This window comes from uncultured Parvibaculum sp. (genome assembly GCF_963975745.1).
Taxonomy (GTDB): domain Bacteria; phylum Pseudomonadota; class Alphaproteobacteria; order Parvibaculales; family Parvibaculaceae; genus Parvibaculum.
Genome location: NZ_CAXBIB010000004.1, coordinates 78,940 through 100,959 on the forward strand (window position 1 = coordinate 78,940; position 22,020 = coordinate 100,959).

Genomic DNA, 22,020 nt, shown 5'->3' on the forward strand with positions numbered 1-22,020 from the left:
AAAGCTTCCCCTGACCAAACCAAATCTGACGAGCCATCTAGTTCGGCCCGTTGCACAGGGAAATGAACAAGTTATTTCTTTCGTCCAACACCCCGAGCGACAGAAATTGCAAGTGCCATTTCAGCTTCATCTTCGCAGGCGACTGCAAGCCCGCATGGCGATAAAGCTCTCCGACATAAGCAAGATCGTCTAGCTTGGGGTCAACCTCTCTCACTACCCGCGCGTAATTCATCGCTAGCTGCACGATGTAAATCGGATGTCCAGATGTGGCGATCGCTGAAGAGACCACTACCGCGCCAGGAGGCACCCCCCGTGTCGTGTGATCGTCAAAAATCTCCCACAGACGCTCGCGCTCGGTAGTCATCGGCACGTCAACCGACGTTGCTTCAAAGACCGAATGATTGAAGATTCCGGCAACCGTAAAGGTGTCCCGATCAACCCGCACAAAAAGAACATCATCCGATCTCATCTGATTGCTCGGAGCAGCATCCAGATGAAGATGATGGAAGCCCATTGCGTTGAGTAAAAAGTCTTTATCTGCCCATCGATCAACGTTGGGGCCTGTTCCCGACGAAGACGGTGTAAATCCACGCGTGTGCGGCTGAAGTGATAGATAAGGTGTTAGATCATCACCCTTCCCCGCCTTTTGCAAAATGACTCGAATATCGGCCTCATGAATCTGCCAACGCGGATCAGTCGATGCCGCTTCCTCAACTACTATCCTCCTTGGACGAGGAGCTATGTAGCGAATTGCCCAATTGGCATAATCGATCAATAGCGACGCAAGCGGCTTCTGCTCCAGCACCGTAAGCGTGGCTTTGTCGTTCGGAAACTTCGGTATGTCTCTGGCTATACAAAGGCGGAACGCCTTTATCCTCTTAGGTTCTTCCACCATCGCCCTCTCGTTGGCACATAAACTCCCACACAACATCCCACAACCCTATCACAGCAGAGAAAGTCATTGATGGGGCCCAACTACATGCGCCTTACAAATTGACGAGAAATGCAGTACACTGACACTCCTTTTTCTTTGCGCATTAACCCTTAACCCAGATTATTAGAAGACACATACCGATATGCCAAAAGCTCAAATTGAACCGATGTCTCCAACCGTCACCAAAGTTCTTGATGAGTTTTTTGACACACTTAAAGAGGATAATTCAATCAACGGTGAGGCAGTCAACAGCCTCGAAAAGCTCTTGCGAACAGGGAAGGTCCCAAAGTCGGAGGATATTGACACAGCCCTTTCCCTTCCGCCCACGGAAAACAAAGAATGATCCGTATAAAGACCATTCACATCGAAGAGTTTCGTGGAATCCGCGAGCTCGACCTTGATCTTCGCGGCGAGAACTTCGGGATTTGCGGCCCAAATGGCACCGGCAAGAGCGGTGTAGTTGATGCCATTGAATTTTGCCTCACAGGCAACGTCACGAGATTGTCCGGCCAAGGTCAGGGTGAACTCAGCGTGAAGGGGCATGCCCCTCATGTCGACATGCGCGGGAATCCTGACAAGGCCAAGGTTACGATCACCGCAACGGTTCCGGCTCTGAAAAAGGATGTAAAAATCACACGGTCGGTCAAGAGTCCGAGCAACGTCACCATCGAACCGGCTGATCCGGCAATCGATGCGATCATCAAGGAATTGAAATCCCATCCGGAATTTGCATTGTCGCGTCGGGAAATTGTCAAATACATCATTACCCCGCCCGCGCAGCGCTCCACCGACGTCCAGACCCTTTTGCGCCTTGATCACGTCGGGGACTTGCGCCGGGCGTTGATGAGTTACGCGAACAAATGTAAGCGGGAAGCGGAGGAAGATGAACGCGCGCGGTTGCGCGCCGAGACCGATCTCAAGGGCGCGCTCAATCTCCCGGAACTTGAACGAGAGAAAGTACTGGAGAAGGCAAACACGCAGCGCAACATTCTCGGTTTGCCGACGCTTACCGAACTTACCCCTAAAACGTCATTCAGGGAGGGCGCGGCAGAAGAAGGCAAAGATGCCAAGAAAATTGGCATCGCGAAAGACGTCGCTCTTGGCGACCTCGCAGCGCTGACCGTTGCAATTCAGTCCGGCGAATCCGCGAATCTCATGGAGCATAGAAAGAACGCTCTCGCGGCCTTGAATAAACTGAAAGACGACGAAAAAGCATTGTCCCTTGCGCGGGCGCACAACTTGATCACGGTCGGGCTTGATCTGGTTATCGAAGATGCATGTCCGCTATGCGACAAACCTTGGAATGTCAATGAACTGCGTGAACATCTCAAATCCAAGCTCCTTAGTGCCGAAGAAATCGGAAAACTTCTCGAAAGTCTCGGCACGGCGATAGGGGTTGCTATTGGTGGCATCGAAGACCGGATAGAAGAAATCCGGAAAGCGGCTGGTTATGCTGCGACACTTGAACCTGCCGTGCAGCGCGCTGAATTGGACGCCTACGCCAAAGTCCTTGATGATGCCATTACAGCGCTGAAGACGTTTCAAGAGGACCATTCTCAGATTGAAGGCGCCATTGCGGCGCTAGAAAGTGAATGGTGGAAAGTTCCAGCGGAAGCACAAACACGGCTGGACGAGACACAGAAGGCCGTCAAGGCTCTGCCCGACAGTGCCGCCAAAGACAAGGCGATTGAGTTCCTGGCCGTTCTTCAAGATCGCTATGAGAGACTTCTCTCAGCTTCAAAAGTCGCAAAAGCAACAGCCGTGCGGAACGAAACGGCCCAAAAGATTTATGATCAGTATAACATTGTGTCGAACAAGGTGCTCGAAGACATCTACGACAAAGTCGCTAAGGAATTCACGAAGTTCTACAAGGCGATCAATGACGATGAAGGCAAGTTCATTGGTGAACTGAGGGCAGACCCTGCGAAGCTGAGCTTCAACGTCGATTTCTACGGCAGGGGGACGTTCCCACCTGGCGCTTACCATAGCGAAGGACACCAAGATGGAATGGGCTTGTGTCTCTACCTTGCCTTAATGAAGCACACACTCGAAGATCAGTTCACTTTTGCCGTTCTCGATGACGTATTGATGTCTGTCGATACCGGTCACAGGCGCGAAGTTTGCCGGTTACTTAAGAGTGAGTTCCCCGACACGCAGTTTATTCTCACCACTCATGACAAGGTGTGGTTGCAGTATATGAAGACGGAGGGGTTGATTAAGAGTGGTCAGCTTTTCGGCGGTTGGACTATCGACACCGGGCCGCGTATCTGGGACGACACCGATATCTGGAGCGAAATCGATAACGCACTCGACAAAGACGATGTACACCAAGGCGCTGCACTCTTGCGACGGTATCTGGAATACATCTCCGCAGTTCTTGCCGACAATCTGCGAGCATCCGTCGAGTATCGGGGCGATGCCAATTATGACCTTGGTGACTTGCTCCCCCCCACTTTGAACCGATGGAAGAATAGATTGGAGAAAGGCATCAAGTCCGCAAAACAATGGGGGCATGATGAGGACAAGGCGAAGTTGGAGTCGCTACTTGTCGAGGCCAAAGCGCTGATCACAAAGACAGATGCCGAACAGTGGGCGATCAACAAATCAGTCCACTTCAATGAATGGGAAAACTTCACTAAAGCCGAGTTCAAGGAAGTGGTCGACGCTTACAAGGCATTGCTTGACCATATCCGTTGCCAGAACCAGAAATGCGGGGCGTATCCGTATGTTACCCCCCGCAAGGGTTCATCGGAGCAACTTCGATGCAATTGCGGCAGTATCAGCATTAATTTGAAAGGCAAGTAATCGCGGCTCACAGCGAAATTGGGGACCGAAGAGCAGAGGCCGCCTAAGCGGCGGCCTCTGTTTCGCGAGGTTGGAGGTTACTGAGGTAGTCAGCCGCCTTGGCGGCTTGGCTGGCGGCGGTGAAGATGGCTTTCTTGTCGGCCTTCATCACTTCAAGCCAGTGGCCCAGGTATGCGGCGTGGTCGGCGCGCGGCTCCAGTGAGATGCCAAGCTCGGCGCACAGGAATGCAGCGCCCAGCTCGGCCACAAGTTCTTCCATCGCATAGGCGTTGTCGCCGAACCGCTTGCCGAACTGGCGGTCACACCGGTTGGAGTTTCCAGTCCAGTGCGTCAGCTCGTGGAGCAGCGTTGCATAGTAGCTCTCGGTGGGTGAACTGGTCTCAGTGCCAAGGAAGCGGTTCCGCTCCGGCACCTGAATGGTATCCGCCACGCGGTCATAATAAGCCCGCTCGCCACCATGCTTGATGACAACGCCAGTCGCCCGGATGAAGGTATCGGCATGGGCGATAGTTTCAGCGGGATTGGCCGGTGCCGGTACTGCCGGCAGCGTATAGCCGTCGACCTGATCGGCGTTGAAGACATAGCTCGCCTTGGCGACGAAGCGTTTGCATCCGTTCTCGCCATCATCATCGGCGTCGGGCGTGTCGTCGTTCTGAAGCTCTTTATAGAAGACTACCAGACTGGACTTCTCGCCCTTGCGAACCTGCGCTCCGACGGATTGCCACTGGCGGTATGTACCCCAGAGGCCGGATGAGAAGCCCGTCAGCTCAGCCGATGCCCAGAGGCTGATCACGTTCACGCCCCGGTAGTGCGCGCCGGTGGCAACATTTTGCGGCCGGTGGGACGCGAAGCTGCTGCGATGCCAAGGCATCTGGAATGTGCCCTGTCCGGCTTCGATGGCGGCGACGATGCGGTCAGTGACCTGGCTGTAAACGTCTGCCCGTTGGTTGCTCTTATATGTCATGTGTCGATCCTCCTTTTGCGGTTGGGAGCCGCGCGCTTCGCGGCCTTGTGAGGCCAAAGCGCAGCGGAGGACCGGAGGCGGCATTCCGCAGGAACCGAAACACAGTGGAGGACGGCAAGGACGGCGCTTTTTGCACCGCGAGGAATGGCGCACGCCGTGCGCCAGGGGAAAAAGCAACGCACCGCGCCGTTGCCCATGCGGGACCCGATGCGATGGTCCGAACACATAAGGCCGTGAATGCGCGGCTCTCGCGCGAACCGCTGGAGGACGCCACGACATATGCGCCAACGGGCAGCTACAGCCTGCACCGCTGATTGGTCGCAAAGCCGGGGAGATCGGGGAGATTCAACGCCTGTGCGGAGTATCGCTCCGCTTTTTCAGACGCGGTTTTACTGCACGCGCACTATCCGTGGGCTGATGAGCATCGGATAAATGAGTGACATGACTTACGGACTCGGCCTAGGGTTTCAGCATCACACAAGTCAAGTGAACAGCGCAGGAGGGGGCGATGGTCTTTGGTCTGTTTGGTAAGAAAAAGGCAAAGCCACGCGACGATGAACATTGGCGCGATCGGATCGACCCTGCGCACAAGGAAGCGCTGGAGATTCTTGAAGCGTCGGGAGAAGTCGAGAAGCTTTGGCTAATGGAGTACCACGTTTCTCTTCGCTTCGGAAAAATGGACGAGGCCCTTGAGGTTCTGCGCGGGCGTATCGTTCCGAGATTGTCGAAAGAGACCTACGAGCGTCTGCTGGGTGCCGGTGGCAGCAATTGCTGGGCAAGTGCTTTTGATCTCATCAACAGCGGCTATGTGCAGCCCCTGGACGAAGGGCCTATCGACCGGATGGTCATCGGCCGCATACCCCACCCCAGCAAGCCGAACGTCTTTGGCGAGATCGCATTTAGTGGGGATGGGCATCTGCTTACCGTCGCACCCACCGGCGCTGGTAAAAGCCAGCGCTTTATCCTGCCGACCGCCTTGGACTACAACGGCCCGATCCTCATCTTCGACCCCAAGGGCGAAGTCTACAAAGAGACCGCATGGCGGCGATCCTGGCATGGGCCGGTGTTCAAGTTCGCGCCCTTTGACGACAACGGCGACAGCGACCGTTTCAACCCGCTGGACTTTGTGGCCGACTGGGACGATGCGCGGGTGCTTGCCGACTTGCTTCTCAATGTCCCCGAGAAGCAAGACTTCTGGGACAGCTCGGCGCGCGACCTTGTGCGTGCGCTCATTATATATGTGGTGAAAGTCCGGCCCGGCGGACAAGCCAACATACGCGAGGTGCTGCGCGCCCTCTCCCCCAGCGTCGAAGAATTCGAGGACATGCTCGACGCCATGCGGACGACGCAAGAGGAGCCTCTGGTAGAGATGGCAAATGCGCTGGAGCAAATGTCCGAGAAGATGCGCACCTCCATCTATCAGGTCGCGCGCACGCAACTGGACGTATGGCGCTCACAAGCCGTTGAGCGCGTGACCAGCGACACCACCGACGGATGGTCGCCGGAAATCATTCCGTCCAGCGCCTATTTCAATGAGCAAATGGTCAATCATGGCTTCCCGCTTGGGGGTAAATTTGTCGAAGACGGCCTCATGCGTGGCGACACGCCATCGGTCTATCTCATCATTCCACCGGACAAGATTGCCAGCTACCGGAGCCTTCTCCGGGTCATGCTGGGCATGCACCTGAATGGCGCAATCAAGGCGAATCAAGGTGAAGAGGACCCCAAGCCGCTTCGGCCTTACCTCTTCATCTTCGATGAGCTGCCGCAGCTCGGCTATATGGAGCTGATCGAGAAGGCCGTCGCCATTGCCCGCAGTGCCAATGTCCGGCTCTGGTTTTTCGTGCAAGACCTGGCGCAACTGCGGGAGACGTTCTCAAAATGGGAGAGCCTTCTCGCAAACTGCAAGGCGCAGATATATTTCCGGCCCGGCGACCTGGGCACGGCGGAGTATCTCAGCCGTCTGCTCGGCCGCCGCAAGGATGTGTTGGGGTCAGACAGGGAACTCGCGACACCACAAGAACTGATGGGGCCGGATTTCGACGGCAAGGCTATCTTGCGGCTGGCGGGCCAAAAGCCCGTCAAAGCAACGCTGCCGGAAGCCTTCTATGAGGATGAGGACACACAGGACTATATCTCGACCCAGAAGGTCGGAATCTACAGTGTTCCGCAACGCGAACGCGGGGAGGAAAACTGAAGTCCGCTCACGCTTCCCGCAGCTCTCCTCACCGTGCTCGTCACGCATCAAATCCGATGCGATTTCAGCCAGTCGATAAAGGCCTGGCGGTCGATATAGACGCGCCCACCAACTCTCAGCAGGCATTCCCGGAAACCATTACGCTCCGCGTTGAAAATCCACCACCGCACCGTGGCCTCTGGGAATGCCGGATACTCTTCGACCAGCTGATTGACTGTCAGAACATCTGAACCATCAATCGTTCCATCCTCCTATTATTACAGCTTATAGTTGTAATATGGGGATTGCGATGACCACTTTACACCCCAGTAGCGGCAGATTCCTGCCGTTCGTATGCGGATGAATGTTGTGGGTTGTGAATGGCGTTGGGAGCTGCTGTCAATGATAGGGCACTGAGGCAAAAGCTTTGCGATGGCTATCGCATGTCCGCTTAAATGTCCGCTTCTAAGGTCATGCTAGGCGCATGTAGGTGAACACTTTTCTTGCCGCCATAGCTCCAAAATGTCCGGTAAAATGTCCTCTAAATCAGGTCGGGCCTATTGCCGAGAACGCAGCAGCTCCCAACTGGCAAAGCGGCTCTCTTGTAACTTTCGCGTATTTGAAAGACGCGAAAGTTACAATTTCAATCGGTCGCCTCTTTCGCATCCGTCTCTTGAATGACCTCGTCATTATCATTCGCTGGCTCTTTGAAGATGGCTCTGTTCATACGCTCAACCACGGCGGCCGTGTGCTGGTCACTCAAATGAGCGTACCGCTTGACCATCTGCAACGTCTTGTGACCAAGCACTTCGGCAATCTCCGCCAAGGTCGCCCCGTTCATTGCCAGATAGCTGGCTGCTGTATGGCGTAGATCATGGAAGCGGAAATTCTCTATCTCAGCAGCGCGCAATGCAGCCTCCCAGCTCTTTCTAATATTCTTCGGTGCAAGCCCATCTCGCCTCGGGAAGACGTAGTCGCGCTTGTCGGGGTCAGTTCGACGATGAAGCTCCGTCATAACTTCAAGAGCTTTGTGAGTAAGTGGCAAAGCGCGCTTCTCGTTGTTCTTCGTTTTCTCAACCCGCGCCACGCCACGATCTAAGTCAATGTCCCGCCACCGTAGATGCATAATCTCGCTATACCGCGCTCCGGTAGAAAGGGCGAGAACCACGATGGCATACAGGAAGTCACATGAACTTGACCTGCACGCCTCCAGCAGGCGAGCGCATTCATCATCACTCAGGAACCGCGCATTGGGCGTCGGCAGCTTTGGGCGTTTTACCTTGTGCATGGGATTGGATGCGAGCCACTCCCATTCTTTCTCGGCAACAGTAAGCGCGTGAGAAAGGCTCGCCATGTAACGTACAACGGTCGCAGGGCTTTTAAGCCCGCACTCCGTCCTATTCGGGGCGTGAGCGTTGCGCTGATTTGGCGTCCTGAGAAGTTTGTCGCGCGCTGCGCTAAGTCTTGAGACAGTTAAGTCTCTAACCTGAACGTCCCCAAGTTCGCTCTTCCACCATTCAAGATGCATGCGCACCTTGTTCTGGTCGATCTCTCGCTTCGGCAGTTCGTCTCTTATGTACCGGTCTATGAGTTGACCCAAACTTCTCGAAGCAAATGCCGCCACTCCTAGGGCAGCTTCCTTCCTAAGCTCTCCTTCACGGATTTGAGCCCACTCCTTCGCATCTTTCTTCTTTTCAAAAGTCTGCGACTCTTGGGGCCGACCTTTGACGCGTATCTTCACACGATAAACAGGCTCTCCGTTCCGGCCCTTTCTCTCCTCAATAACAGCCATATCAACATGTTTTCCTCACCTAGTTTACATAATCCTTGGGACACTCTTGGGACACTAGAGTACAATAAATGACGTACACGGACAAATATAATCAATTCCGCGTCACCACAAGTCGTTGTAATTGCTGATGTTAGGTTTTTTGGCTGTCGGGCATTTTGCCCTTGAAGGCACTCATAATGCCTTGGCCGGGGGTTCAAGTCCCTCCTCGCCCACCACGTTTTTGAGGCTTTGAAAAATTTCTTGGGACACTCTTGGGACACTAAATCCCATCTCTCGGCAGAACCGTTTCAACCAACCATCGTCAACATTCATATCGAGAAAGCATCTCACTGCTGGTGTAGGGCTTCCAATGTCAGCGAACGGCGACATTTCAAAGAGTCACCGTTCGCTGACATAAGGACTCAGAACTTTGCTGGATATAAAGTGAGCGACCCCAATAAAGCGCAGCGCCAGCTGCGCCGTTCGTTGGCACGTCCTGAAGCTTACTGTCCCCAAAGTGTCCCCAGAGGGGTTTTTGAGGTTTGCACCAAAACCTAAGTCATTGATTTTATTGGTAGCGGAGGACGGATTTGAACCGCCGACACGCGGATTATGATTCCGCTGCTCTAACCAGCTGAGCTACTCCGCCCCAAGGCGTCGGAAAGCAGGGCGAAGCCGCTGCACCCCCGAAAGAGACCCGGATATAAGGGCCGCGACGAAGACCTGTCAAGCAAGGTGGCTGACGACGTCAGGCGGCTGGCTGCGCCGGCTCGGCCGAAGCCGCTTCCGGAGCCGCCGGCTTCTGGAATCGCAGCATTGTGAAAAGCCCGAATGGCTTCAGCTTGACGGTATCGACAAGTTCCAGCGTCGCGACATCTGTAATGGTTTCGGCGCGGAAATCGGGATGCCAGCCGAGCGCGCGCGCCGCCGGCGCCATGAAGCTCTCAACCCAGCCGCGCAGCCCATGGTCCTGCGCGAAATGATTGACGATCAGAACCTCGCCGCCCGGCGCGCAGACGCGCTCAAGCTCCTTGAGAACCTGAATCGGATCGGGCACCACGGTCATCACATACATCGCAACGACCGTGTCGAACGCACCGTCCTCGAAGCGAAGTTGGGAGGCATCCATCTCGTACAGTGCTTCGATATTGGTCAGACCACGCTCGCGAACCCGCTCGCGCGCGATGCGCAACATATCCGGTGACAGGTCGATCCCTGTAACAGTGAGGTGCGGCGCGTATCGCGGCAGAGCAACACCCGTCCCGACACCGACTTCGAGCAGCGACCCCTCGCGACGATTGATGATGTCGATGGCCCGCTTGCGGCCAGAATCGGCTATCGGACCGAAAGAAAAATCATAGACGGGCGCCCAGCGTGCATAGGCCTTCAGCACCGATTGTTCGTCTATCCGGACTATCCCGCTCAAAACAGCCTACCCCTCGATTTCCCTGCGCTCACTCTGCGGCCAATGCCGCCATGCGCGCAACACTATATCCGGACCGATTGCGGCTAAAATGCGGTTCGGGCGCCAAAACGTTCCACTTCGCCCGCCGATGCAGCGACCTGCCATCGGCTCTCCGCCCGTGCAATCCAGCCGCCGCCAAGAACCCGCGTGCCGCCATTCGGATCGTAGAAGACACAGGCCTGCCCGGGCGCGACACCGTCCTCGCCCTCGAGCAATTCGACCAAGGCGCCCTCTGCCGTGCGGTAAAGACGCGCTGGTACCGGCGGTCGCATTGATCGGACCTTGGCAGACACATCAATGCCCGCCTCGGGCAACATCTCAAACGCTGTATCGCCGAGCCAGTTGAGATCGCGCAGCACAAGCCGGCGCGTTTCGAGCGCTTCACGCGGGCCCACGATCACTTGGCGGCGTGCCGGATCGAGCCTGACGACAAAAAGCGGCTCGCTGTCCGGTTCGCTGGCACCGAGACCGAGACCGCGTCGCTGACCGATCGTGTAACGGACAATTCCGTCGTGCCGCCCGAGGATGCGCCCATCGAGATGCACGATGTCGCCCGGATCGGCTGCGCCCGGACGCAACCGTTCAACAATCGTCGTGTAACGGCCGGTCGGCACGAAGCAGATATCCTGACTGTCCGGCTTCGCAGCGACAACAAGCCCCATGCGCTCGGCCATCGCGCGCGCCTCAGGCTTGGTCAGGTCACCCAGCGGGAACCGCAGGAAGTCGAGCTGCTCGCGCGTCGTCGTGAAAAGAAAATAGCTCTGATCGCGCTCGACATCCGCAGGCCGGTGCAATTCGCGGCCCGCAGCACCCGGGCGGCTGGAAATATAATGCCCCGTTGCCAGCGCCGCCGCCCCAAGATCGCGCGCCGTGTCGAGCAGATCACGAAACTTCACACGCTCGTTGCAGCGCACGCAGGGTATCGGCGTCTCACCGGCTATATAGGAATCGGCAAAATCCTCCATGACGGCACGACGAAAGCGGTCCTCGTAGTCGAGCACGTAGTGGGGAATGCCGATCTGCTCTGCGACGCGGCGTGCGTCGTGAATGTCCTGCCCCGCGCAACAGGCCCCCTTGCGCGAGACCGCTGCACCGTGGTCGTAGAGCTGCATCGTGATGCCGACGACATCATAACCCTGCTCCTTGAGCAGAGCCGCCGTCACAGAACTGTCGACGCCACCCGACATGGCGACGACAACCCGCGTCTCTTCCGGACGGCCCGGAAGATCGAGGCTGTTGAGCCCGGTCTTTTCGTCGAACAGAGCGCTCATGGCGTCCCGCCGGAATTCGTCCGGCATCTCCTGGTTGATGGACGCCCTGCGACGTCTCCTGCGTGGCCGCAATATAGGCGGGCACTGACGCACCGCAAGCCATTGCGGTGTCGCTTCCTGGCTGGCCCGGCAGAATCTGCCGCACCGGCAGCGAATATCGGGCTCATCCCTCGTCAGGTCAACCCCGGGACTCCATAACCATATGAATTGATTGGGTTTATTCCTTCCGGCCGCATGGCCCGCCGCTTGCTTCCCCTAGATCGAGCCTTTCTCTGCAACCAGGTGACAGCATGGACTTGCCTACTTCAGCCACGCCGCGAACGAAATCGGCCGATACGCTATCGATCCAGCCGGACTCGATCCGGATTTCGACCACTTCGGCTGCAGGCGAGTTCGCACGCCATCTGGCCGACAGCAGCCGTCAGAGCGACCCGGCTCGCCGCGAAGACCGGCAGGCCGAACGCCGCGAGCGCTCCTCGCCCGCCACCGACCACAGCCAGCGTGACAACGAGGTGCGTGAGCGCGAGACATCAACTCGTGAGGCGAATCCGCGGCAAACGACCACTGACGACAAGGGCGAGGTAGCGCTGGAGACGGCAAACGCCGACGAGTCTCTTTCCACGATCGAGAGCGAAGTGCCGGCGACGGCAGACCATGTTCAAGACAGTCAGCCCGCAACCGCGATCGAGAGCGAAACAAACAGCACAGCAGACGCCGCCTCGACAGAGACCTCAAATGAAGACACGCCCGTCGATCTCGGCACGGCTCCAGCTGATATTGTCGCGGAACCAGCCGATGCCGCCCCGCACGCACTCGAGGCAGGTGCAAAACCGGCAGAGGCCGGCGCGAGCCCCGAAGAATCCGCATCGACCCCGGCATCGATCCAGTCTGCCGACTCCACTCAGACCAAGCCTGACGCAGCGGCGACCGGCAAGAATGAGGCGCAGTCGACCCTGCCTCGGGCCGCTACTCCAGGCGATGCGCCGCGGCCGCAAATGATCCTGCCGCAGCAGCCGACCGATACGACGGCGGCCGGGTCACCCCCTGATACCGAAAGCACAGCTCTCCCGGCCACAGACAGCGGCTCAGCCAAGCCAGTCAAGGGCCTTGGCCAGGAGGTGGCGGAAATGCTGGCCGACAAGAAGAGTGACGCAAGACAAACGGCTGCCGCAGCAAGCTCCGCCCCGCCGGTCCCGACACCGTCCCAGACCCCGCGCGGCGGCGCAGCAACCCAACAGACCGTCAATATTGCCCCGATCGAGACACAACCCACCCCGCGTGGCGGCGAACTCCCGAGCGGTACGCAACAGACACCAGCCACAGCAACAGTGCGCATCGGCACACTGCCAGGCCAGTCACAGCCGACGCAGGTGCCGGCCATGGCGATAGCGCTGCAGATTTCCCGCAATCTCCAGAAGGGGATTAATCGGTTCGAAATCCGGCTGGATCCTCCCGAGATGGGTCGCATCGACGTGCGCATGGAGGTGCGCCGCGACGGCCACGTGATGGCGCACCTGACGGTCGAAAAACCTGAAACGCTCGAACTGCTGCAACGCGATGCGCGCGCGCTCCAACAGGCTTTGAACAATGCCGGGCTGGAGGCCGATGAGAACAGCCTCAACTTCTCGCTTCATGATCAGAATGCGAACGAGGATCGTGGTGATATCGCCGGGACAATTCGTGCCGATGACGACACGGATGACGCTGATGCGACAACCACGCCAGTCTACAACGTCAATATTTCCGCCATTGGCGGCATCGACATTCGCGTTTGACGCAGAAGGGTCACAACCATGGACATCGCCTCAGCGACAGCCGCCGTTCAAGCTGCAACAGGCGGCAACAAGTCGTCCACAGCGTCCGCCGCGTTGGCCGGAAACTTCGACACCTTTCTGCGTCTTCTGACGACCCAGTTGAAGCATCAAGATCCGACGAATCCGATGAGTTCGGACCAGTTCACCCAGCAATTGGTCCAGATGTCGGGTGTCGAGCAATCGATCCAGACCAATCGCAATCTCGAAACGCTGATCACTGCCTATGCGATCCAGAATTCAAATCAGTCCGTCTCTCTTCTGGGCAAGGAAGTGACCGGCTCCGGCACGGGTGCCCTCCTCAGGGACGGCAACGCCAACTGGACCTTTGCTGTCGCAGCGGATGCTCCGGATACCACGCTCCAGGTCATCAACGCTGACGGGGCAACCGTCTACAGCGAAAAGATGGACGCAGCCAAGGGCGATCATCAGTTCACATGGGATGGCAAGGACGGAAGCGGCGCTGGCCAGCCAGACGGCACCTACTTTCTCAAGATTGTTGCCAATTCGGGGAACGGCGCACCGATAGCTGTGGACACGCGGACCACCGGGATTGTGACCGCCATCGACATGACCAGTACCGATCCGATGCTGACAGTTAACGGCGCCCAGATCCGCTATTCGCAGATCACATCCGTAAAGCAGCCAGATACGCCGATCTGACCCCGGATGCGTCCCGCAATGGAACAGCTAAGTCTTTGATTTCGGACAATTTTTACCACGACGCTTAGCCGTTTTTAAAGACTGCCCAGCGTAGTCTGAGGGTCAGAGATGAGCACGGAGACGAATGTTCGATGAGTGAGCAGCAGACATCAAAGGTCAACTACGTGATCGGGCCGGACGGTAGCCCGCTCACCGTTGCTGACCTGCCCCCGCCCGACACGAAGCGGTGGGTCATACGGCGCAAGGCCGAAGTGGTCGCAGCAGTCCGCGGCGGCCTCATCAGCCTTGATGATGCCTGCCGCCGGTACACGCTGACGGTCGAAGAGTTCCTGAGCTGGCAGCGCTCGATCGAACGCCATGGTCTGGCCGGACTTCGCGCAACCAGGGTTCAGCAGTACAGGCAGTAAGATAGAATTGTATCTGCGTACTTGCTGTCTTCAGGGCGCCGGCGGAACCTCCCTCCTCCGGCGTCCTTCTCATTCGATCGGTTCCCGGCGACGACCCGGCAAAAATTGCCGGGACCGTTAAGCTTCTGTTTAGGCTGCAGGCGGTAAATTTTGCCCTGTGGCACGGGGGAACTCCGATTGGGCTAATCGGGCCGGAGTTCTGAGGGCAAAGGATTTGTCGCTCACCTGTTGTCTGGCGTGGATGTCGATCCAGGAAACGGACCTGCATCCTGCGCGCTGGCACATGAGGTGGGTTGGTGAGCAGCTTCTCGAATCTTCTGCAGTCCCTGGGACCGGTACGTCTCGTGGCACTCGGGCTCGTAGCCGCGGTCCTGCTCGGATTCTTTGGCTATATCGGTTTGCGCTACAGTGCCGAACCCAAGGCGCTCCTGTTCTCCGATGTCGGCGTCGACGATGCGTCGAAAATGATCGGCGCGCTCGAGGCCATGAAAGTTCCCTACGAATTGCGCGGCGACGGCAGCATGATCTATGTGCCCCGGAGCCAGGTTCTCCGCCTGCGCATGTCTCTCGCCGAACAAGGCCTGCCCGCCGGCGGCACCGTTGGCTACGAAATCTTCGACAATGCTGACGCGTTGGGTACCACAAGCTTTCTTCAGAACATCAATCACTTGCGCGCGCTCGAAGGAGAGCTGGCGCGCACCATCCGCTCGATCGAGGGCATCGACGGCGCGCGGGTCCATCTGGTCCTGCCCGAGCGCGAACTCTTTTCACGCGACCGTCGGGAACCGACGGCTTCGATTGTGCTCAAGGTCTCGCGTAGCACGCTTGCAGCACAGCAAGTCAAGGCAATCCAGTATCTTGTCTCGTCGGCCGTTGACGGGCTGGCACCCTCGCGTGTTTCGATTGTCGATGAGCGCGGTACACTTCTGGCCAGCGGCACGGGCGACGACAGCCAGTCGCTGATGGCGTCATCTGTCGAGGAACGCCGTTCGACCTACGAAAATCGCCTGCGGACATATGTCGAAAACATCGTTCAGCGCGTCGTCGGTGCCGACAAGGTGCGAGTCGAGGTTACCGCACAGATGGACTACAACCGTGTAACCCGGACATCCGACACATTCGATCCGAATAGCCAGGTTGCACGCTCCACGCAGACGGTCGAGGATACGTCGACGAGCACGGATGGTGCGGGAAATGACGGCGTCACCGTCGGCAACAACCTGCCGAATGCCAATCAGGCCGGGCTTGATTCTCCTGCGGCTTCGCGTCAGGCAGCCACGCGCAGCGAAGAGACCGTCAATTACGAGATTTCCCGCACCACAAAAACGGAAGTGCTCGAGCCTGGACGCGTAACGCGCCTCTCGGTCGCCGTGCTGGTCGACGGTTCCTATACGACGGATGCCGAGGGCAACACGACCTATGCACCGCGGTCCGAAGTCGAACTCCAGAAGATCGAGGCCCTGGTCAAATCCGCAATGGGATTTGATGAGACGCGCGGTGATCACGTTGAGATCGTCAACCTTCAATTCGCGACAACGCCCAGCTTCGACGCCGGGACCGAAACGGCGACCGAGAATGGTTTTTTTGATCTGACCAGCGCCGACATCATGCGAATGGTCGAGATGGCAGTTCTTGCCATCCTTGCTGTCATTGCCATGCTCTTTGTGTTCCGGCCGCTCATGACACGTCTCGGCACGGCACAAGGGCGCCCCCATGGCGGGCCTGCCCTCCCCGGTTCGGCAGGCGGCGCGGCAACCGCATTGGCAATGACCGACGAGAATGGTGATGCGGTAGCGGGCGCACTGCCCGCCCCCGAACAGTTGAACGAAGACATGATGATCGACATCGCTCAGGTGGCGGGCAAGGTGAAACAGTCATCGGTCCGCAAGATCGGCGAGCTCGTGACCGGTCATCCGGATGAATCCATCTCAATCCTGCGCAGCTGGCTGCACGAAAGCGCTTGAGGACAGACCATTGGCGACTGCACCGAAAATAAAAGACGAAAAAACGCTTTCCGGACCCCAGAAGGCCGCGATCTTCATGCTCGCGCTTGGCGCGGACGATGCGGCCCCGCTCTGGAAAATGTTCGACGATGACGAAATTCGGGAACTCTCCCAGATCATGTCGTCGCTCGGCACGGTCCAGGCCGGGTCGGTCGAAAAGCTTCTCGTCGAATTTGCCTCCAAGGTTTCAGGGACCGGCGCACTTGTCGGCTCCTATGAATCGACCGAACGGCTCCTTCTGCGTTTTCTGCCGGAAGACCGCGTCGGATCCGTTATGGACGAAATTCGTGGACCCGCAGGTCGCACGATGTGGGAAAAACTCGGCAACGTGAATGAGACCGTTCTCGCGACTTATCTGAAGAACGAGTACCCCCAGACAGTCGCCGTCGTTCTCACCAAGATTCGCCCCGAGCATGCTGCGCGCGTCCTGGGCAATCTCCCGGAAGACTTCGCGCTGGAAGTCGTCACACGCATGTTGCGCATGGAGTCCGTTCAGAAGGAGATACTCGACAAGGTTGAGCAGACTCTCCGTTCGGAATTCATGTCGACCCTTTCGCGCTCGAATCGGCGGGACAGCCACGAACTCATGGCCGAGATATTCAACAATTTCGATCGCCAGACTGAAGGCCGGTTCCTCGCGGCACTGGAAGAACGAGCCCGCGAGTCGGCTGATCGCATCAAGGCGTTGATGTTCACTTTCGAAGATCTCGGCCGACTGGATCCGGGCTCCGTTCAGACTCTGTTGCGGGCAGTCGACAAGAATAAACTTGCGATCGCTCTCAAGGGCGCCTCCGACACGCTCCGCGATCTGTTCTTTGCGAACATGTCAGAGCGCGCCGGAAAGATCCTTCGCGAAGATATGGAACTGATGGGACCGGTCCGATTGAAGGATGTCGATGAAGCCCAGACCAACATGGTCAATGTCGCCAAGGATCTCGCCAACAACGGCGAGATCATGATCGCCGCCGACGGCGCAGACAATGAACTGATCTACTGACAACGGAAAGATCATTACCGGACGCCGGATGAATCAGATGAAGCAGGCCGTGAAATTCACTTTCGACACCCAGTTCGACGCTCCCGCGTCGCGTTCCGTCGCTAACAAGGCTACTCATCGTAGCCTCACTGCGGACGATGTCGAACAAGCGCGAAACGAGGCCTATGCATCGGGGTTTGCCGCAGGTGAGGCCCAGGCCAGGGCACACGCCGACAGTCAGATTCATGCCGCGCTGAATGAACTCGCCTCCAGCGCTGCAAGCCTGCTTGCGGCAATGGACATTCATGCGAAATCTCTGACGACCGAGGCGGTGCAACTGGCCGTTGTATGTGCAACGAAGCTTGCCCCGGCCACAATGGCAGCTCGGCCGGAAACCGAAATCGAAGCCGTCGTTCGTAACTGCCTTTCCCATCTCAATCGCGAGCCACACATCCTGTTGCGTGTATCAGCAGCAATTGTTGACCGGCTGAAAGATGTCGTAGATCACATGGCGATGGAGCGGGGCCTGACCGGTCGCATCATCCTTCTCGGTGAGCCTGAGATGAGTGACGGCGACTGCGTTGTCGAGTGGGCCGATGGTGGGGTTACGCGATCCCGGGAAGATATTGAAAATGAAATCGCGGAGATTGTCGGACGCTACGTCGCGACATTGTCCGCACAAGACAATACCAAGCTTGCCATGACCGAATTTGGCCTGGCGGACAGCGACCACAACTGAAACCGAGTGCTTTTCCGAAGGAATCAATCCGATGGCCGATCAGGATGAAGAAATGGCCCTGCCAGATCTCGCAAATGCCGAGGAATTGCCCGCGGCGGCTGAGAACGCGCAGGTCGAGGAAGGTGACGATGAGGCTGTTCGCTCAGCACACGACCTTGAGGCCGTGTTCGACGTCCCCGTCAACGTCTCCGCTGTCCTCGGAAAGACGCATATCGAAGTATCGAACTTGCTCAAGCTCGGGCGCGGCACGATCGTCGAGCTCGATCGCAAGATCGGTGAAGCCATCGACATCTATGTCAATGACCGGCTGGTGGCGCGCGGAGAGGTCGTCGTCGTCGACGACCGACTGGGCGTCACCATGACCGAGATAGTCAAAGGTGGCGTGACCTGATCGTGATCGCCACGTCAACTCATCGAGAAACAAGTACAGAATCAAGAAAGTAGAGGAGCCGCTGATGCGCCTTCTGATCGTCGGAACCCTGAATGGGCAGCTCTCCACCGCCACCAAGATGGCGATGGCCAAGGGCGCCAAGGTTACACACACGGAAACGGTCGACCAGGCGATTGATACGTTGCGCTCGGGGCGCGGTGCCGACCTGATGATGGTCGATGTCGCTGCGGATATCGGCAACCTCATTCTCCGGCTGCAAAGCGAACATATCTGCATTCCGGTCGTCGCTTGCGGTGTCGAGACGGATGCCCGCGCCGCGGTCAACGCGATACGCGCCGGTGCCAAGGAGTACATTCCGCTCCCGCCGGACGCCGAACTCATCGCCGCCGTTCTTTCGGCCGTCGCAGAAGACAGCCATGCGCTGATTTTCCAGGATCCGAAAATGGGCGATGTCGTCAGACTTGCCGATCAGGTCGCTGCGTCGGAAGCCAGCATCCTGATCACGGGTGAATCCGGTACCGGCAAGGAAGTCATGGCCCATTATGTCCATGGACGTTCCTTGCGTCGTGACAAGCCCTTCATCTCCGTCAACTGCGCCGCCATTCCGGAAAACCTGCTCGAGTCCGAACTTTTCGGCCATGAGAAGGGCGCCTTCACCGGGGCAATTGCCCGGCGCATCGGCAAGTTCGAGGAGGCCGACGGCGGCACATTGCTGCTCGACGAAATCAGCGAGATGGATATTCGGCTTCAGGCGAAGCTGTTGCGAGCGATCCAGGAGCGTGTGATCGATCGCGTCGGCGGGAAGAGTCCTGTCAGGGTCAATATCCGCATTATCGCCACATCAAATCGCGACCTGCAGTCGGAGGCTCGTGCGGGGCGCTTTCGCGAGGATCTCTTTTATCGGCTGAACGTGGTCAACCTGCAGCTTCCGCCGCTGCGAGACCGTCCGGCCGATATCATCGCCCTGTCCGAACACTTCGCCACGCGCTACGCGCGCAGCAACGGTCTCCCTGCCCGGCCGCTTTCGCTCGAGGCGCGGCGCTTTCTTGTCCATCACCGCTGGACGGGCAATGTTCGCGAGCTCGAGAACACGATGCACCGCGCCGTGCTGCTGACCACCGGCGACGAAATCGGCATCGAGGCAATCCGCCTTCCCGATGGAACGCGCCTTGATGACATGAATCTGGACGGGATCGCACACAAGGCCGCAGCCGCCGCCGATTCCGTCTCTCGGGCCTTTGTCGGCAAGACGGTATCCGAGGTCGAGCAGGATCTGATCCTGCAGACGCTCGATCACTGCCTCGGCAACCGCACGCATGCCGCCAACATTCTCGGCATCTCGATCCGGACCCTTCGCAACAAGCTGAAGGAGTATGGCGAGCAGGGCGTTTCAATCCCGACACCGGGCGAAGTCCGTCCGCAATTCGGCTGACCCCGCCGGCGTTCTGAACGCCCGTTGAAAGAATTATGATGAGCGATACGAGCTCGACCGCAACAAAGGCCGCACCAGCCGGAGGCATGAACCTCTTTGGCATAACGCCCGGCGCTGTCCTTGCCGATCTCGCCAAGCGGGGCGATCTCGCTCTGGCCTTTGGCGTCATGGCGATCATCGTCGTCTTGATTCTGCCGCTGCCGGCCTTCCTGCTCGACTTTTCGCTCGCAATCTCGATTACATTTTCCGTACTTGTGCTGATGACGGCGCTGTTCATCCAGAAGCCGCTGGAATTCAGTGCTTTCCCGACTGTTCTCCTCATCGCGACGATGCTGCGCCTGGCGTTGAATCTGGCCTCGACGCGCCTCATTCTCGGCCAGGGACATGAAGGCACCGACAGCGCCGGCAAGGTCATCGAAGCCTTCGGCAACTTCGTGATGCAGGGCAACTTCATTATCGGGATTATCGTCTTTGCAATCCTGGTCATCGTCAACTTCGTCGTCATCACGAAAGGCTCGGGACGTATCGCCGAAGTCGCGGCACGCTTCACCCTCGACGCGATGCCGGGCAAGCAGATGGCCATCGATGCCGACCTCTCGGCCGGACTGATCGACGAGAACGAGGCGCGCACCCGGCGCTCCAATCTCGAAAAGGAGAGCTCGTTCTTCGGCGCCATGGACGGTGCCTCCAAATTCGTTCGCGGCGACGCCGTGGCCGGTCTGCTGATTACCTTCATCAATATTGTCGGTGGCATCGTCATCGGGGTCGCGCAGAACGACCTGAGCTTCGGCGATGCAGCTCACACCTATACGCTGCTGACGATCGGCGACGGTCTCGTCAGCCAGATCCCCGCATTGATTGTGTCGACCGCGGCCGGCCTGCTCGTGTCGAAAGCCGGTGTTGAAGGCGCGGCCGACGAGGCGCTGTTCGATCAGCTTTCGGGCTACCCGCAGGCGCTGGGCATGTCGTCCTTCGTGATGGGAACCATGGCCTTGCTGCCGGGCCTCCCGGCCATTCCCTTCCTGCTGCTCGCGGGCGGCACGGGCGGCCTTGCCTTCTATCTGAAGAAATCGAGAAAGAAGACGGCCGACGACATCATCGACGCGCAGGAAAGGGAAGCCGCGGCCGTTCCCGTGGCTGAGGAGCCAATCGGCACTGCCTTGCGGATGGACGAACTGCGCCTGGAAATCGGCTATGCACTGCTGCCGTTGATCAACGGCAAGGATCACCAGAAGCTCACCGACCAGATCAAGGCCCTGCGGCGCCAGATCGCAAGCGACATGGGTTTCGTCATGCCATCGGTCAGAATCCTCGACAATGTTCAACTCGACGCCAACAGCTACGTCATTCGCGTCAAGGAAGTCGAATCCGGTCGCGGCGACGTCTATGTCGGCCAGCTGCTGGTGATGGATCCGCGCGGCGACCAGATCCAGCTTCCCGGCCTGCACACGACGGAACCCGCCTTCGGGCTTCCGGCGACATGGGTCGACGAAGGCTTGCGCGAGGAAGCCTCCTTCCGTGGCTATACGGTCGTCGACCCGCCGACGGTCCTGACGACGCATCTGACCGAAATCATCAAGGACAACATGGCCGAACTGCTGTCCTATGCGGAAGTACAGAAGCTGATCGACGAGCTTGGCAAGGAACACAAGAAGCTGGTCGACGATCTTGTGCCGTCGCAGATAACGATCACGGGCATCCAGCGCGTCCTCCAGACCCTGCTGACAGAACGCATCTCGATTCGCGACCTCCCCACCATCATGGAAGGGATCGCGGAGGCGGTCGGCCACACGCAGAGTCTCACGCTGATCACCGAACACGTGCGCGCCCGTCTCGCCCGGCAGATCTGTGCCGCACATATGGATGCCGACAATGCCGTTCCGCTGGTCACGCTCTCGCCGCGCTGGGAGCAGGCATTTGCCGAAGCGTTGATCGGTCAGGGCGAAGAAAAGCAACTTGCCATGCAGCCTTCAATGCTTCAGGAGTTCATCTCGGCAATGCGCGACCGGTTTGAAGAGGCGGCCCGCGCCGGCGAAGTTCCCGTGTTGCTCACAAGTCCTGGTATTCGGCCCTATGTTCGTTCGATCATCGAACGGTTCCGGCCACAGACATTCGTTATGTCGCAGAACGAAATCCATCCGCGCATCAGGCTGCGCACCGTGGGAACAGTGTGATCTAGGAAAAGTCTCCTCGCATGCGGCTGAGAACCTTT

The 22,020-nt window shown here is 58.1% G+C and carries 16 protein-coding genes and 1 tRNA gene; 11 read left to right on the top strand and 6 right to left on the bottom strand.

Annotated elements, in window-relative coordinates:
* Window positions 1–37 precede the first annotated feature (37 nt).
* A complete protein-coding gene (locus AAC071_RS04590) occupies window positions 38–895 on the bottom strand; it encodes a hypothetical protein (protein WP_339830519.1) in 858 nt (285 codons plus the stop codon).
* A gap of 378 nt (window positions 896–1,273) precedes the next feature.
* Between AAC071_RS04590 and AAC071_RS04595 the strand changes: the two genes are divergently transcribed.
* Window positions 1,274–3,739 carry an AAA family ATPase gene (locus AAC071_RS04595; protein ID WP_339830521.1) on the top strand — a complete coding sequence of 822 codons (2,466 nt, stop codon included), beginning with the start codon at window positions 1,274–1,276 and terminating at the stop codon, window positions 3,737–3,739.
* Between the two features lie 43 nt (window positions 3,740–3,782).
* Here AAC071_RS04595 and AAC071_RS04600 read toward each other — a convergent pair whose 3' ends face one another.
* Window positions 3,783–4,703, bottom strand: a complete 921-nt coding sequence (locus AAC071_RS04600; RefSeq protein WP_339830523.1) for a zincin-like metallopeptidase domain-containing protein — start codon at window positions 4,701–4,703, stop codon at window positions 3,783–3,785.
* Window positions 4,704–5,211: 508 nt separating this feature from the next.
* Between AAC071_RS04600 and AAC071_RS04605 the strand changes: the two genes are divergently transcribed.
* Window positions 5,212–6,900 carry a type IV secretory system conjugative DNA transfer family protein gene (locus tag AAC071_RS04605; RefSeq protein ID WP_339830525.1) on the top strand — a complete coding sequence of 563 codons (1,689 nt, stop codon included), beginning with the start codon at window positions 5,212–5,214 and terminating at the stop codon, window positions 6,898–6,900.
* Window positions 6,901–7,522: 622 nt separating this feature from the next.
* Here the strand turns inward: AAC071_RS04605 and AAC071_RS04610 are convergent.
* The 4 genes from AAC071_RS04610 to mnmA form a co-directional block, all read right to left on the bottom strand.
* Window positions 7,523–8,671: a site-specific integrase gene (locus tag AAC071_RS04610; RefSeq protein WP_339830526.1), complete on the bottom strand. Its 1,149-nt coding sequence runs from the start codon at window positions 8,669–8,671 to the stop codon at window positions 7,523–7,525.
* Between the two features lie 551 nt (window positions 8,672–9,222).
* Window positions 9,223–9,299, bottom strand: a tRNA-Met gene (locus AAC071_RS04615).
* A gap of 99 nt (window positions 9,300–9,398) precedes the next feature.
* Window positions 9,399–10,076: a methyltransferase domain-containing protein gene (locus AAC071_RS04620; protein ID WP_339830527.1), complete on the bottom strand. Its 678-nt coding sequence runs from the start codon at window positions 10,074–10,076 to the stop codon at window positions 9,399–9,401.
* Between the two features lie 83 nt (window positions 10,077–10,159).
* Entirely contained in the window at window positions 10,160–11,386 is a 1,227-nt protein-coding gene (gene mnmA, locus AAC071_RS04625; RefSeq protein ID WP_339830529.1) for a tRNA 2-thiouridine(34) synthase MnmA, read from the bottom strand.
* Between the two features lie 290 nt (window positions 11,387–11,676).
* On the opposite strand from mnmA, the gene AAC071_RS04630 reads away from it, so the two are divergent.
* The 9 genes from AAC071_RS04630 to flhA all read left to right on the top strand — a co-directional run bounded on the left by AAC071_RS04630 (window position 11,677) and on the right by flhA (window position 21,982).
* The gene (locus AAC071_RS04630; RefSeq protein ID WP_339830531.1) at window positions 11,677–13,161 is read left to right on the top strand and encodes a flagellar hook-length control protein FliK; all 1,485 of its coding nucleotides are present in this window, start codon (window positions 11,677–11,679) and stop codon (window positions 13,159–13,161) included.
* Between the two features lie 18 nt (window positions 13,162–13,179).
* The gene (locus AAC071_RS04635; RefSeq protein WP_339830533.1) at window positions 13,180–13,860 is read left to right on the top strand and encodes a flagellar hook assembly protein FlgD; all 681 of its coding nucleotides are present in this window, start codon (window positions 13,180–13,182) and stop codon (window positions 13,858–13,860) included.
* Window positions 13,861–13,991: 131 nt separating this feature from the next.
* Window positions 13,992–14,267: a DUF1153 domain-containing protein gene (locus tag AAC071_RS04640; protein ID WP_339830535.1), complete on the top strand. Its 276-nt coding sequence runs from the start codon at window positions 13,992–13,994 to the stop codon at window positions 14,265–14,267.
* A 296-nt stretch (window positions 14,268–14,563) separates the two neighbouring features.
* Window positions 14,564–16,231 (top strand): flagellar basal-body MS-ring/collar protein FliF, encoded by a 1,668-nt coding sequence (gene fliF, locus AAC071_RS04645; RefSeq protein ID WP_339830537.1) that lies wholly within the window; start codon window positions 14,564–14,566, stop codon window positions 16,229–16,231.
* Between the two features lie 10 nt (window positions 16,232–16,241).
* Window positions 16,242–17,267: a flagellar motor switch protein FliG gene (fliG, locus tag AAC071_RS04650; protein WP_339830539.1), complete on the top strand. Its 1,026-nt coding sequence runs from the start codon at window positions 16,242–16,244 to the stop codon at window positions 17,265–17,267.
* 28 nt (window positions 17,268–17,295) lie between these two features.
* Window positions 17,296–17,985, top strand: coding sequence for a FliH/SctL family protein (locus tag AAC071_RS04655; RefSeq protein ID WP_339830541.1), 690 nt, complete (start codon window positions 17,296–17,298; stop codon window positions 17,983–17,985).
* A 31-nt stretch (window positions 17,986–18,016) separates the two neighbouring features.
* Window positions 18,017–18,376, top strand: a complete 360-nt coding sequence (fliN, locus tag AAC071_RS04660) for a flagellar motor switch protein FliN (protein WP_339830543.1) — start codon at window positions 18,017–18,019, stop codon at window positions 18,374–18,376.
* A gap of 64 nt (window positions 18,377–18,440) precedes the next feature.
* Window positions 18,441–19,808: a sigma-54 dependent transcriptional regulator gene (locus AAC071_RS04665; RefSeq protein ID WP_339830545.1), complete on the top strand. Its 1,368-nt coding sequence runs from the start codon at window positions 18,441–18,443 to the stop codon at window positions 19,806–19,808.
* 86 nt (window positions 19,809–19,894) lie between these two features.
* Window positions 19,895–21,982, top strand: a complete 2,088-nt coding sequence (flhA, locus tag AAC071_RS04670; RefSeq protein WP_339830687.1) for a flagellar biosynthesis protein FlhA — start codon at window positions 19,895–19,897, stop codon at window positions 21,980–21,982.
* The last annotated feature ends 38 nt before the right edge of the window (window positions 21,983–22,020 follow it).